Here is a 12,239-nt window from a genome sequence, read left to right on the forward strand (position 1 = left end):
GCCTTTTATACAGCTGATGTCAACGAAGCTGTGGTAAAGTCTAAGGCGATTGAAAATTCAACTAGGGCCTATGTTTTGGCTGATACTTCAAAGGAGAATATCAAATACTTTGCAACTATAGCCAGGAGAGAAGAAATTAAGCTAATTACGGAGGAAGAATGATTTATACAATTACAACTAACCCTGCCATTGACTACATCTTGAGGTTTGATAAATTTGAAGATGGGGCGACAATTAGGGCCAAAGAAGATGAAAAATATCCGGGTGGCAAGGGAATTATGGCGAGCAAAATTCTTTATAATCTCGGAGCAAAATCTATAAATCTCGGTTTTGTCGGAGGTTTTATTGGCGAATACATAGCAAATTCCATAAAAGACTTGGGTTTGGCTGAAAATTTCGTTAGGATAAAGGAAAATTCAAGGATTAATGTCAAACTTAAATACGACAAGGAAACAGAAATCAATGCCAAAGGCCCTCATATTTCTAAGGAAGAAGTGGAGAAATTTTTTGCTAGCCTAGAAGGAGTTGGCAAAGGCGATATTATTGTTATTTCAGGGTCTTTGCCATATTCTTTGGACGATGATTTTTATAAGAAAGTCATAGAAAAAACTGAAGCTAGCTTCACTATTGATATAGCCGATAAGAAACTTCTTGATTATTTGGCCTATAAACCACTCTTGGTTAAGCCAAATGAAGAGGAATTGGGAAAAATTTTCCAAACAGATATTACCGAAGACAACCTAGTAGCCTATGCAAAAAAATTGAATGACTTGGGTGCCCAAAATGTAATTGTTTCCCTAGGTGCTAAGGGTTCGATTTTTGTAGATGAAAATCACGCCTACAGGGCAAAGCCAATTGACGGTAAGCTAGTAAATTCAGTTGGAGCTGGTGATTCAATGGTGGGTGGTTTTGTTTATGGTTGTGTAAATAATTTAAGTAAAGTCGATGCCTACAAACTAGCAGTAGCCTGTGGTAGTGCAACAGCCTTTAGCCCAGATATAGCCAAAAAAGATATGATTGACGAAATATTAAAAAAAGTAGAGGTGGAAGAAATTGGAAATTAGAGATTTACTAAAAAAAGACCTGATGGTTCTAGACCTAAAGGCAGAGACAAAGGAAGAAGCTATCAAAGAAATTGCAAAGAAATTTTTTGACCAAGGCTATGTAAAAAGTGCAGAAGATTTTGCAGAAGGTCTAAGGGAAAGAGAGGCCCAAGGATCAACAGCCCTAGGCGAATCTGTTGCTATTCCTCATAGCAAAAACAAAACTGTAATTGAACCTGCAGTTCTCTTTGCTAGGAAAAAGACAGGTCTAGACTACGATGCCCTAGATGGGATGCCAACAGAGATTTTCTTTGCTATAGGAGCACCAGACGGGGAAAATAACCTCCACGTTGCCACCCTTGCAGAGCTTTCCAAAATGATTATGAAAGATGGCTTTATAGATGACCTTAAAAAAGTCAACAATGAGGATGAGGTCTATGCTGTAATTGAAAAATATTCTGAAAAAGAAAAACAAAGCCAAAAAGAACCTGAGAAAAAACAAGAAGTTGAATCTGCAATCAATCTTTTAGCAGTAACAGCATGCCCTAACGGTATAGCCCACACCTACATGGCCCAAGAGGCCCTAGAAAAGGCAGCCAAGGCTAGGGGAGTAAATATAAAGGTTGAAACCAACGGATCTGATGGAATTAAAAATAGGTTAACATCATCTGAAATTGAAAAAGCGGACGCAATTATAATTGCAGCCGATAAAAAAGTAGAAACAGCAAGATTCAACGGCAAAAAAGTAATTCAAAGATCAGTTTCAGACGGAATTAGAAAGGCAGATGAACTTGTAGATAGGGCAATCAAGGGCGAAGCGAATATCTACCACGAAGAAGGCGGCCAAGTTCAAAAATTTGAAGAAGGTCAATCAATCGGACGAAAAATCTATGGAGACCTCATGAATGGAATAAGCCATATGCTTCCATTTGTAATCGGTGGTGGTATTTTATTAGCGATTTCCTTCCTATTTGAAAGATTTTTAGGCGAAAAATCCACCGTTTTCACCTTCCTCAATGGCCTTGGAGGAGATGCCTTTACCTTCCTAATTCCAATCCTTGCAGGTTACATTTCCTTCTCCATAGCTGATAGGCCAGGACTAATGCCAGGTATGGTAGCAGGGCTTATGGCAAGTCGTGGAGCAGGATTTATAGGTGGTCTAATCGGTGGTTTTGTGGCAGGATATATAGTTAACTACCTAAAAAAAGCCACAAAAAACCTACCAAAATCAGTCGAAGGTCTAAAACCAATGTTAATTTACCCTGTACTTGGACTTTTAATTGTCGGAGCAATCATGTTCTTTGTGATAGACCCAGTATTTACAGGTGTAAATAACTTCATCAATAATTGGCTAATGAGCCTTTCAGGCACAAACATGGTCCTACTTGGAGCCCTACTTGCAGGAATGATGGCAATAGACATGGGTGGGCCAATTAATAAGGCAGCCTACGCCTTTGCAATTGGAGCCTTCACAGATACAGGTATAGGCACCTTCATGGCAGCTGTAATGGTAGGAGGCATGGTACCACCAATAGCAATCGCTATAGCAACTACCTTCTTCAAGAGGAAATTCAATGAAGAACAAAAAAATACAACAATTACCAACTACATTCTAGGAGCATCCTTCATCACAGAAGGAGCCATACCATTTGCGGCAGCAGAGCCAACAAGAGTCCTACCATCATGTATAATTGGTTCAGCCATAGCAGGAGCAATCGTAGGCTACTTTGGCATAAACGCCCCAGCCCCACACGGAGGAATCTTCATCCTCCCAGCCATGGGAAGCCTAAACCAAGCCCTCCTATTTGTAGGAGCAGTACTAATAGGAGCAATAATCGGAGGATTAATTCTAGGAACAATCAAGAAAAAACCAGAAACCCAAGCCTAAATAAAAAATCACCTTGAGGTGGATTTTGCTTTGGTATATGAATTAAAAACTATAAAAAACCTAAACTGCCAGTATTTACTGGTGTTTAGGTTTTTTTCTTAGGATATTTGATTAAACCAAAATTAATTGGACCTTATTTTTCTCGAGCATCTCGATGCTTTCCCTGTCTAGATCATCATCGGTTATTACTATGTCGATGTTGGCGAGTGTGCCTGTTCTAAAATTTGCTGTTTTAGAAAATTTGGACGAATCGCAGACAAGGATATTTTTGCTTGTTGATTCATTGATCATATACTGGTTAATTTCAACCTCATCCATTAGGGAAGTTGTCAACTCTCCTTCTTTGCTTATGCCTGAAATACCGATGATTGTGATATCAGAAGCTAGGATTTTTAGGTTATTTATGGCAAAAATACCTGTGAGGGCGTTTTTTGGATAGGAAATTTTACCACCTGTAAGAGTGACATTGACATGAGGGTCAATATCCAAAAATAGGGCCCTGGCATTATTTGTAATTACATTAATCCTTTTGTTTTTTAAATATTTTAGGACTAGGAGGGCTGTAGATGATGAATTTATAAAGATATCATCGTATTCATTTATGAATTCTGCACACTTTTGGGCAATCCTATCCTTCTTGTTTTCTAAAACAAGATTTTTTCCATCATTATTCTTGTTTATTTTTGCACCACCATAAAACCTAACTATTTTGCCTATGGACTCAAGGAAACTTAGGTCACGTCTTATAGTGATTTCAGAAACGTTGAAAGTATCGACAAGTTCCTGGGTGCTGGTTTCTTCTTTATCATCTATATATTTGAGAATGCTTTCTCTTCTGTTATCAACGATTGATTTTTTTATTTTCATACTTACCTCGTATATATACTCTCATATATATGATAATACTGTTTGGTGAAAAAATCAAAAAAATCATATAATACTTGAATGAAAATGATAACATTTTTCAAAACAATCAAATAATCAAAAAACAAGAGAATGATTGATTGATTATTTTTATAAATATTTGGTTTATTCTCAAAAATATCAATAATAAATATAAAACAATCAAATAATTCGTAAAATATAGGTATAAAATGCAGTTTTTAGCTTGACCAATCATAAAAAGCATTATATCATATTAACAGATAGAAGATGATATAGTAATTTTATGGAGGGATACGATGAGTCAAATAGATGAAATTACAAGAGAGAAATGGATACTAGGCGCTTTTCCTGAGTGGGGAACCTGGTTAAATGAAGAAATCGATGAAGAAGTTGTAGAAAAAGGCACATTCGCTATGTGGTGGATAGGATGTACAGGTATTTGGTTTAAGACTGAAAACGATACTAACATCGCTATAGACCTATGGTTTGGAAATGGTAAGAGAACAAAAAAAGTTAAGGAAATGGCTCCTTACCATCAAATGAGAAATATGACTGGTGGTAAAGCCCTACAACCAAACTTAAGAGCTAACCCAATCGTTTATGATCCATTTGCAGTTACTAAAGTAGATGCGGTTTTATCTACACATTATCACAACGATCATATCGACCCATTCTTTGCAGCAGCAGTACTTAGAAATTGTGCAGATGATGTTCCTTTCATAGGACCTAAAGAGTCAGTTAAAAAATGGCTATCATACGGTGTTCCTGAAGATAGGTGCATAGTTGTAAAACCTGGAGATGAAATCAAGATTAAGGATACAACAATCATAGCTCTTGATTCTTTCGATAGAACTTGCCTAGTAACAACAGAAGTGGGCGAGGATATAGAAGGTATTTGCCCAACAAATATGGATGAAAAGGCAGTAAACTACCTAATCCAAATGCCAGCTGGTACAGTTTACCACACAGGTGACTCTCACTTCTCAATAGGTTTTGCTGAAGTTGGTAAGAAATATGATATAGATATAGCCTTTGGGTCTTATGGTGATAACCCAGTTGGTAACCAAGATAAGATGACATCTATAGACATACTAAGAATGGCAGAATCCGTTGGATGTAAGGTAGTAATTCCAATCCACCACGATGTTTGGACAAACTTCAAGGCAGATCCAAAAGAAATTAAATACCTATGGAACTATAGAAAAGATAGGTCAAAATATACATTCAAACCATATATATGGGATGTTGGTGGCAAATACATCTGGCCAACAATGAAAGATGACCTTGAATTTAGGTATAGACCAGGATTCGAAGACGCATTCGAAAATCCAAGAAATGTACCATTCAAATCAATCTTATAATTGAGTTGTAAAATTGATGTCAGAAGCTAAGGAATAGTTCCTTAGCTCTTGATGCTGATAAGGAGAATATAATGATTGAGAAATTTATTAGTAAAGAATTTATACAACTTAATGTTGAAGTGAATGATTGGAAAGATGCAATAAAAATATCGGCCAAACCATTGCTGGATAAAAATATTATTAAAGAAAAATATATAGATAATATGATTGCATCTGTGGAAGAAATGGGACCATATATTGCATTAGACAGGAACATTGCATTGGCACATGCGAGACCAGATGATTCTGTAAATGAAATAGGATTATCTTTTATGACAATTAAGAATGAGCTGAATTTAGGATCTGATTTTGATCCAATCAAGTTAATGCTATGCTTAAGTGCCGTGGATAGTGATTCTCACATTGAATTAATTATGGAATTATCAAATGTTTTATGCGATAAAGATATAGTTAATAAGATAATATCTGAGAATAATGTGGATGATGTAATTGAAATATTAAATAATAGTATTAATAAGTAGGTATGGAGTTTTGTATGAATACGCTGTTAAAGTTTATTGAGGAATTACTACTAGAACCAGTAGTGTTAATAGGAATATTAGTTTGTATAGGTTACATATTAAGCAAAAAAAGTTTGATTAAGATTATAACTGGTACTATCAGTTCTATGGTCGGACTTATGCTTATCTTATTTGGTGGAAAAATGTTTACAGAAACATTTAAACCAATAGTAAATGCAGTAAGTGAGCATTATGGTATAAGTGGATATTTAATGGATCCTTATGCGATGAGAGCTTCTACACAAGAAGCGTTAGGAGACTCGTTTGGATTTGTTGGGTATGTTTTCATCTTAGCATTTGCTGTTAACATATTATTAGTAATGTTAAATAAATATACTAAAGCAAAAGGTATATTTTTAACAGGTAATGCTGGATTTGCTCATTCTCAAGCAATTTTATGGTTAGTTCATTTTTGGTTAGGTTTGAATTGGGTGCCAACAGTTATAATATCTGGTGTTTTATTGGGCATTTACTGGGCTATATCAACAACAATACCAATTAAGGCTGTAAAAGATGTCACTAATGGAGCAGACTTTACAATCGGTCACAATCAAATGTTTGGTATATGGTTCTTTTCAAAATTTGCACACAAATTTGGAAATCCTGAGACAGAAGATGCTGAACATTTAAAATTACCAGGATGGTTAGGAATTTTTGAACATAACGTAACTGGAATATCAATTATAATGACAGTGTTCATTGGTGGATTTTTAATGAGTATTGGACCAAAAAATGTTCAAGAATTAGCAGGAAAACAGCATTGGTTAATTTATATAATAATGCTCGGATTAAAATTCTCAATGTATATGGTTATTTTATTACAAGGTGTAAGAATGTTAATCGGTGAAATAAATCAATCATTTAAGGGTATTCAAGAAAAACTTATTCCTAACGCTGTACCAGCTGTTGACGTAGCTGCATTATTACCATTTTCACCTAATGCTGCAACTTTAGGTTTTATATGCTGTACTCTTGGAACTATATTTTCCATATTTATCCTAGTTATGACTAATAGTCCAATTATGGTATTACCGGGCTTTGTGCCATTATTTTTCTCAGGTGGTCCTATTGGAGTAGTTGCTAATAAATATGGTGGGTACAAAGCAGTTATTGTTTGTACATTTTTACTAGGAATAATACAGAGTTTTGGTACAATTTGGGCGATCAGTTTAAGTGGATTACCAAATGGTATTGGATGGACAGGAATGTTTGACTGGGCAACAGTAATACCATTCTTTACACAAATACTAAAGTTTATATCTCAATTGTTTTAAATTATATTAAGTAAATAGGAGTTGAAATGAGTAAAAAAATTAATGTACTATTCGTATGTGGCTATGGCGTAGGAAGTAGTGTTATGTGTGCTGGAATGACAAAGAAAGAACTTGATAAATTAGGAGTTGAATCAGAAGTAGAGCACACCTCTGCTGGCGAAGCACAAGGTTTTCAAGATTGGGTTGATATTGTAGCTGTTTCTAAAAAATTAATTCATATTGTAAATCTAGATGCATTCCCTAATAAAGATGTAGTTGAAATAGAAAATATAATGGACGGAAAAGGGATTGCTGAAAAAATATATAATATTGCTAAAGAAAAATTTCCTGAATCAATAAATGGTAATTAAATGAGAGCTGTTATTATTATGTTTGACAGTCTAAATAGTAGGTTTTTACCTTGTTATGGTAATAATGAGGTGTATGCTCCTAACTTTGAGAGATTGTCAAGAAAATCAGTAAAATTTAATAATAGCTACGTAGGAAGCATGCCTTGTATGCCGGCTAGAAGGGAACTTCATACCGGCAGATACAATTTCTTACACAGAGAATGGGGACCTATGGAACCATTTGATAACTCGATGCCTGAAATTTTGAAGAAGAATGGAATTTATTCACATTTAATTAGTGATCATATCCACTATTGGGAAGAAGGTGGTGGAAATTATCATACCAAATATTCTAGTTGGGAGATTGTTCGTGGACAAGAAGGCGATCATTGGAAGGGTGTTGTAAAAGAGCCAGTTTATCCCGAGGTTGCATCAACACCACAAAATCAAAGCGGAACCGGCGTCTCAAGTATGTGGAGAAGCGATTGGGCCAATAGAGAATACATGCATTTTGAAAAAGACCAACCAATGTCTGAAGTCTTTAAATTAGGTGAAGAATTCATAAATAAAAACAGTGGTGAAGATAATTGGTTCTTACAAATTGAAACTTTTGACCCACATGAGCCTTTCTTTGTAAAAGAACATTATTTAAATAAATATGAAAAAGATTACAAGGGCAAACATTTTGACTGGCCAAGGGGAAGGGTTACAGAAACAGAAGAAGAAGTAAAACACGCTATTAATCAATACAAAGCCTTAGTTACAATGTGTGATAAGAACTTAGGAAAAATTCTGGACCTATTTGATTTGCACAATTTATGGGATGATACCCTTTTAATAGTTGGTACAGATCATGGATTCTTACTTGGAGAGCATGGATATTGGGGAAAGAACCAAATGCCTTATTACAACGAGGTAGCTAAGACTCCTTTGTTTATCTATGACCCAAGAACTAAAACAAAAGATGTTGAAAGAAATTCAATTGTTCAGATGATTGACTGGGCTCCAACAATTCTAAACTTTTTCCATTTGGATATACCATCAGAAATGCAAGGTTCAGACTTGAAGGATACTGTTAAAGAAGATAAGCCTGTAAGAGATAATGCTTTATTTGGAGCCTTTAGTGGACATGTTAATATTGTTAACGATGAATACACTTACATGAGAGCATCAGAGCCTGGGCGTGAAAATGATATCTTCAACTATACATTGATGCCATGTTATATGCATCATGCATTTGGTATTAATGAATTGTCAAAAACAGAACTGGTAGATGGATTTAGCTTTACCAAAGGTCTAAAAGTAATGAAGGTACCTGCAAAGGATAAATATGGAGTAAATTCATTTGGTAATTTGTTATTTGATAACAAAAAAGATCCTAATCAGGTAAAGCCAATCAAAAGTCCTGAAATAGAAAACATCATGATTGAGAAATTAATATTAGCTATGAAAAATGAAGATTCACCAGAGGAACAATATACCAGATTAGGCTTGAATAAGGAAAATTAAATTAGGTAATTTGATGAAATTAAATTATTTAAATTTAATGATTAAACCAGCATCGGCATGTAATTTGAAATGTAAATATTGTTTCTACAATAAAGTTAAACCAGTAACAGAATCTATAAGTATGGATTATGATGTTATGGAAAAGATAATTGAGAAATCATTTGAGATTACAAATGATTTCTCAGTTATTAATTTTAATTTTCAGGGTGGTGAACCTTTATTAGCTGGTAAAGATTATTTTAAAGAATTTATTAATAAGGTAAACCAATTAAAAGAAGGAAGGATTGTAAATTATACAGTTCAGACAAATGGAACACTAATTGATGATGCTTGGGTTAAGTTTTTCAAAGCTAATAGTTTTCTTGTAGGTTTGTCTATTGACGGATTTAAAGAAAATAATAATATTTATCGTATTGATAATAATAATAGAGATACACACCAAAAAATTCTAAAAAGTTATAAATTATTAAAATCCTATGAAGTAGATACTAATATTTTAACGGTCTTAACAAGTAATTTAATAAATTACCCTCAACAGTTATATAAATTTTATAAATCCAATAGAATGAACTATGTGCAATTAATACCATGCCTTGATTTTGGTTATTCAGATTATGAAAGTCTTGATTTAGATAAGTTAAGTGAGTTTTACAGAAAGTTATTTAAAATTTATATTGATGATGACGATCCTGTAAATATTGATTTTTTTCAAAATATTGAAATAATCTTATCTGGAAAAATCCCTTATAAGTGTGGTATGAAAGGATTTTGCGAAACTCAACTAATAATAGATAGTAAGGGTCTTGTTTATCCTTGTGATTTTTATACTGAGGAAAAATATAAATTAGGTGACATTACCACTGATTCATTGGAAGATATGATTAATTCTAATATTAATGATATTTTTAGATCTAAAAAAATGGATGATAGCTGTTGTAAAAGATGTAGATTCTCTATCATTTGCAAAGGAATGTGTAAGAAGATAAGTACTGTCTATATGAATACTTCTGATGAACAATGCTTGATAAATGATTTTTTAGGATTTATAGTAGCAGGAAATTTCAGGAGATAAATAATGAATAATAAGAATAAGATTTTAAAACTATTTACTTCAAGCTTTTATTTGTCGGCGTTTACTTTTGGTGGCGGTTATGTTATTTTATCATTAATGGAAAATATGTATGTTAAAAAATATAAGTGGTTAACAAAAGATGAGATGCTTGATATGACTGCTATTGCACAGTCAGCTCCAGGAGCAGTTGCAGTGAATGCATCTATTACAGTTGGATATAAGATAGCCGGAGTAGTGGGAGCTGCAGTTTCGTGTATAGGCACTATACTTCCACCTTTGATTTTATTATCACTGATATCATTTTTTTATGACTGGTTTATAAAAAATTATTATATTGCGGTCGTATTAAAAGGCATGCAGGCTGGTGTGTGTGCTCTGATATTTTCTGTAGTATATGATATGATAAAGGAAGTTGCTGGTGATTTTAATCCATTAATTATTGCCATTTTACTTATATCTTTTATTTCCATTTTCTGGTTTGATATAAGCATAATCACTGTTATGGTACTAGTAATATTAATTGGTGTTATTTATGCATTTTACAATGAAAGAAAAAAACAATGATGTTAATTGAGTTATATATAAGTTTTTTTAAAGTTGGATTGTTCGGATTTGGTGGTGGTTATGCGTCGTTACCATTAATACAAGAAGAAGTTGTGAATGCTCATAATTGGATAAGTTTATCTGAATTTAATAATTTAATAACAATTTCTCAGATGACACCTGGTCCAATAGCTATAAATTCTGCTACTTTTGTCGGTAGCAAAATTCTAGGGATTCCAGGATCAATTGTAGCAACTTTGGGGTGTATCACTCCTTCAATTTTTATTGTTGGTACCATATCATATTTATATGTAAAATACAAAGAAATAGAAATTATCTCAAATATTCTTAAAATATTACGACCTGCAGTTGTTTCGATGATTTTAGCTGCTGGAATATCTATTTTTAAAACGGCGTTATTTGATGTTAATGAAGTTGTAATTGGAAATATGGATGTAGAAATATTAATACTTTCTATCGTGACATTTCTTGCAATAAGAAAATCAAAAATGGATCCGATTGTATTGATGATTGCATCAGGTTTTATTTATTTAATAATTTGTTTAATAAGGGGATAATATGTTTAAAGAAATAATTGAAAAAGGTTTATATGATTTTTGTGAGGGTTTTGATAGCTGGGAAGAAGCTATTGAGAAGTCTTGTGAAAAACTAATTGAAAAGGATATAGTTGAGGAAAATTATCCTAAGCAAATTATTGAGACTGTTAATAAATATGGTCCATACATAGTTTTGGTTCCTGGTGTAGCTATGCCTCATTGCCAAGAGAATGCTGAAGGGGTTAAGGATACAGCTATTGCCTTTATGAAGGTGAATAAGCCTGTAGTTTTTGATAAGGATGATAGGGATAAGGATGCTAGGTTATTTTTTACTGTAGCAAGTGTCAATCCAGATAAGCATCTAGAAAATATTGGTGCCTTGTCTGAAATACTTGGAGATGAGGAAATTATATCAGCCCTAGAAGAGGTAAATAATTTAGAAGACCTTTTAAAGGTTAAAGAAAAATTTAATATATAGGAGTAGTTATGGATTTTTTATATGCTATACTTAATGGATTTGTAAAAAATATACTAACAAAACCTGCATTTTTCATTGGTTTTTTAGTATTGATTGGTTACCTGCTTGATGGTAGGAAATGGTATGAGGCTCTTGCTGGTTTTATTAAGGCAACAGTTGGTTATATGATCTTAAGTGTTGGTTCTGGTGGGCTTGTTAAAACTTTTAGGCCTATCTTAACAGGACTTAAGGATAGGTTTGAGATTTCCGCTACAGTTATTGACCCATATTTTGGTCAAAACGCAGTTACTGAAGGTATGGAGCATTTGGGTAGGTCGTTCTCCCAGGTTATGCTACTGTTACTAATAGCCTTTATTGTTAATATCGTTTTAGTAAGGCTTAAAAATATCACTAAGATGAGGGCAGTATTTACAACAGGTCACGTTCAGATGCAACAAGCTGCTACAGCTTTTTGGTTAATCGTATTTTGTTTCCCAACCCTAGGTCAAACTCCAATCCTTATTATAATGGCTGTTTTACTAGGACTTTATTGGGCAGTTGGTTCTAACTTAACTATCGAAGATACACAAAAACTTACTGATGGTGCAGGTTTCTGTATAGCTCACCAACAAATGTTTGGTATCAGATTTGCTTGTTGGTTATCAGATAAATTATTTAAAAATCATAAAGAAAATAGCAAGAATTTAGATGATATAGAATTACCAGGATTTTTATCAATCTTCAACGAAAACATGGTAGCA

At 33.6% G+C, this 12,239-nt stretch carries 13 protein-coding genes and 1 pseudogene; 13 read left to right on the forward strand and 1 reads right to left on the reverse strand.

Features of this window, described 5'->3' with window-relative positions; translation table 11 throughout:
• From RQ907_RS08395 to RQ907_RS04780, 3 genes and pseudogenes are all read left to right on the forward strand, one after another.
• Window positions 1-162 (forward strand): annotated as a pseudogene (locus RQ907_RS08395) (DeoR/GlpR transcriptional regulator); the annotation flags it as partial.
• Window positions 159-1,064, forward strand: coding sequence for a 1-phosphofructokinase (pfkB, locus tag RQ907_RS04775; RefSeq protein WP_311492245.1), 906 nt, complete (start codon window positions 159-161; stop codon window positions 1,062-1,064). The pseudogene RQ907_RS08395 and the gene pfkB, both read left to right, overlap by 4 nt.
• Window positions 1,054-2,931 (forward strand): fructose-specific PTS transporter subunit EIIC, encoded by a 1,878-nt coding sequence (locus RQ907_RS04780; RefSeq protein ID WP_311492246.1) that lies wholly within the window; start codon window positions 1,054-1,056, stop codon window positions 2,929-2,931. Before pfkB ends, RQ907_RS04780 begins: the two co-directional genes overlap by 11 nt.
• Window positions 2,932-3,042: 111 nt before the next feature.
• Here RQ907_RS04780 and RQ907_RS04785 read toward each other — a convergent pair whose 3' ends face one another.
• Window positions 3,043-3,798 (reverse strand): DeoR/GlpR family DNA-binding transcription regulator, encoded by a 756-nt coding sequence (locus RQ907_RS04785; protein ID WP_311492247.1) that lies wholly within the window; start codon window positions 3,796-3,798, stop codon window positions 3,043-3,045.
• A 314-nt stretch (window positions 3,799-4,112) separates the two neighbouring features.
• Between RQ907_RS04785 and ulaG the strand changes: the two genes are divergently transcribed.
• From ulaG to RQ907_RS04835, 10 genes are all read left to right on the forward strand, one after another.
• Window positions 4,113-5,177 carry an L-ascorbate 6-phosphate lactonase gene (gene ulaG, locus RQ907_RS04790; protein ID WP_311492248.1) on the forward strand — a complete coding sequence of 355 codons (1,065 nt, stop codon included), beginning with the start codon at window positions 4,113-4,115 and terminating at the stop codon, window positions 5,175-5,177.
• 71 nt (window positions 5,178-5,248) lie between these two features.
• Window positions 5,249-5,698, forward strand: a complete 450-nt coding sequence (locus RQ907_RS04795; RefSeq protein WP_311492249.1) for a PTS sugar transporter subunit IIA — start codon at window positions 5,249-5,251, stop codon at window positions 5,696-5,698.
• A 14-nt stretch (window positions 5,699-5,712) separates the two neighbouring features.
• Window positions 5,713-7,011 (forward strand): PTS sugar transporter subunit IIC, encoded by a 1,299-nt coding sequence (locus RQ907_RS04800; protein WP_311492250.1) that lies wholly within the window; start codon window positions 5,713-5,715, stop codon window positions 7,009-7,011.
• A 26-nt stretch (window positions 7,012-7,037) separates the two neighbouring features.
• Window positions 7,038-7,361 carry a PTS sugar transporter subunit IIB gene (locus RQ907_RS04805; RefSeq protein ID WP_311492251.1) on the forward strand — a complete coding sequence of 108 codons (324 nt, stop codon included), beginning with the start codon at window positions 7,038-7,040 and terminating at the stop codon, window positions 7,359-7,361.
• An 18-nt stretch (window positions 7,362-7,379) separates the two neighbouring features.
• On the forward strand, window positions 7,380-8,849 hold the full coding sequence (locus RQ907_RS04810; protein WP_311492252.1) for a sulfatase: 1,470 nt from the start codon (window positions 7,380-7,382) through the stop codon (window positions 8,847-8,849).
• A 13-nt stretch (window positions 8,850-8,862) separates the two neighbouring features.
• Entirely contained in the window at window positions 8,863-9,921 is a 1,059-nt protein-coding gene (locus RQ907_RS04815; protein ID WP_311492253.1) for a radical SAM/SPASM domain-containing protein, read from the forward strand.
• A 3-nt stretch (window positions 9,922-9,924) separates the two neighbouring features.
• Window positions 9,925-10,485 carry a chromate transporter gene (locus RQ907_RS04820; protein ID WP_311492254.1) on the forward strand — a complete coding sequence of 187 codons (561 nt, stop codon included), beginning with the start codon at window positions 9,925-9,927 and terminating at the stop codon, window positions 10,483-10,485.
• Complete coding sequence (locus RQ907_RS04825) at window positions 10,485-11,042, forward strand: chromate transporter (protein WP_311492257.1); 558 nt, start codon at window positions 10,485-10,487, stop codon at window positions 11,040-11,042. Before RQ907_RS04820 ends, RQ907_RS04825 begins: the two co-directional genes overlap by 1 nt.
• A gap of 1 nt (window position 11,043) precedes the next feature.
• Window positions 11,044-11,499, forward strand: a complete 456-nt coding sequence (locus RQ907_RS04830; RefSeq protein ID WP_311492255.1) for a PTS sugar transporter subunit IIA — start codon at window positions 11,044-11,046, stop codon at window positions 11,497-11,499.
• 8 nt (window positions 11,500-11,507) lie between these two features.
• The coding region (locus RQ907_RS04835; RefSeq protein WP_311492256.1) for a PTS transporter subunit IIC at window positions 11,508-12,239 on the forward strand (732 nt) is incomplete at its 3' end.

The organism is uncultured Anaerococcus sp. (genome assembly GCF_963510575.1).
Lineage (GTDB): Bacteria > Bacillota > Clostridia > Tissierellales > Peptoniphilaceae > Anaerococcus.

Excerpts from the sequence above, each read along its gene's own strand:
- RQ907_RS04795 (WP_311492249.1), top strand. The coding sequence starts at position 5,249 with ATGATTGAGAAATTTATTAGTAAAGAATTTATACAACTTAATGTTGAA.
- RQ907_RS04805 (WP_311492251.1), top strand. The coding sequence starts at position 7,038 with ATGAGTAAAAAAATTAATGTACTATTCGTATGTGGCTATGGCGTAGGA.
- RQ907_RS04815 (WP_311492253.1), top strand. The coding sequence starts at position 8,863 with ATGAAATTAAATTATTTAAATTTAATGATTAAACCAGCATCGGCATGT.
- RQ907_RS04820 (WP_311492254.1), top strand. The coding sequence starts at position 9,925 with ATGAATAATAAGAATAAGATTTTAAAACTATTTACTTCAAGCTTTTAT.
- RQ907_RS04785 (WP_311492247.1), bottom strand. The coding sequence starts at position 3,798 with ATGAAAATAAAAAAATCAATCGTTGATAACAGAAGAGAAAGCATTCTC.
- RQ907_RS04800 (WP_311492250.1), top strand. The coding sequence starts at position 5,713 with ATGAATACGCTGTTAAAGTTTATTGAGGAATTACTACTAGAACCAGTA.
- RQ907_RS04810 (WP_311492252.1), top strand. The coding sequence starts at position 7,380 with ATGTTTGACAGTCTAAATAGTAGGTTTTTACCTTGTTATGGTAATAAT.
- ulaG (WP_311492248.1), top strand. The coding sequence starts at position 4,113 with ATGAGTCAAATAGATGAAATTACAAGAGAGAAATGGATACTAGGCGCT.
- RQ907_RS04830 (WP_311492255.1), top strand. The coding sequence starts at position 11,044 with ATGTTTAAAGAAATAATTGAAAAAGGTTTATATGATTTTTGTGAGGGT.
- pfkB (WP_311492245.1), top strand. The coding sequence starts at position 159 with ATGATTTATACAATTACAACTAACCCTGCCATTGACTACATCTTGAGG.
- RQ907_RS04825 (WP_311492257.1), top strand. The coding sequence starts at position 10,485 with ATGTTAATTGAGTTATATATAAGTTTTTTTAAAGTTGGATTGTTCGGA.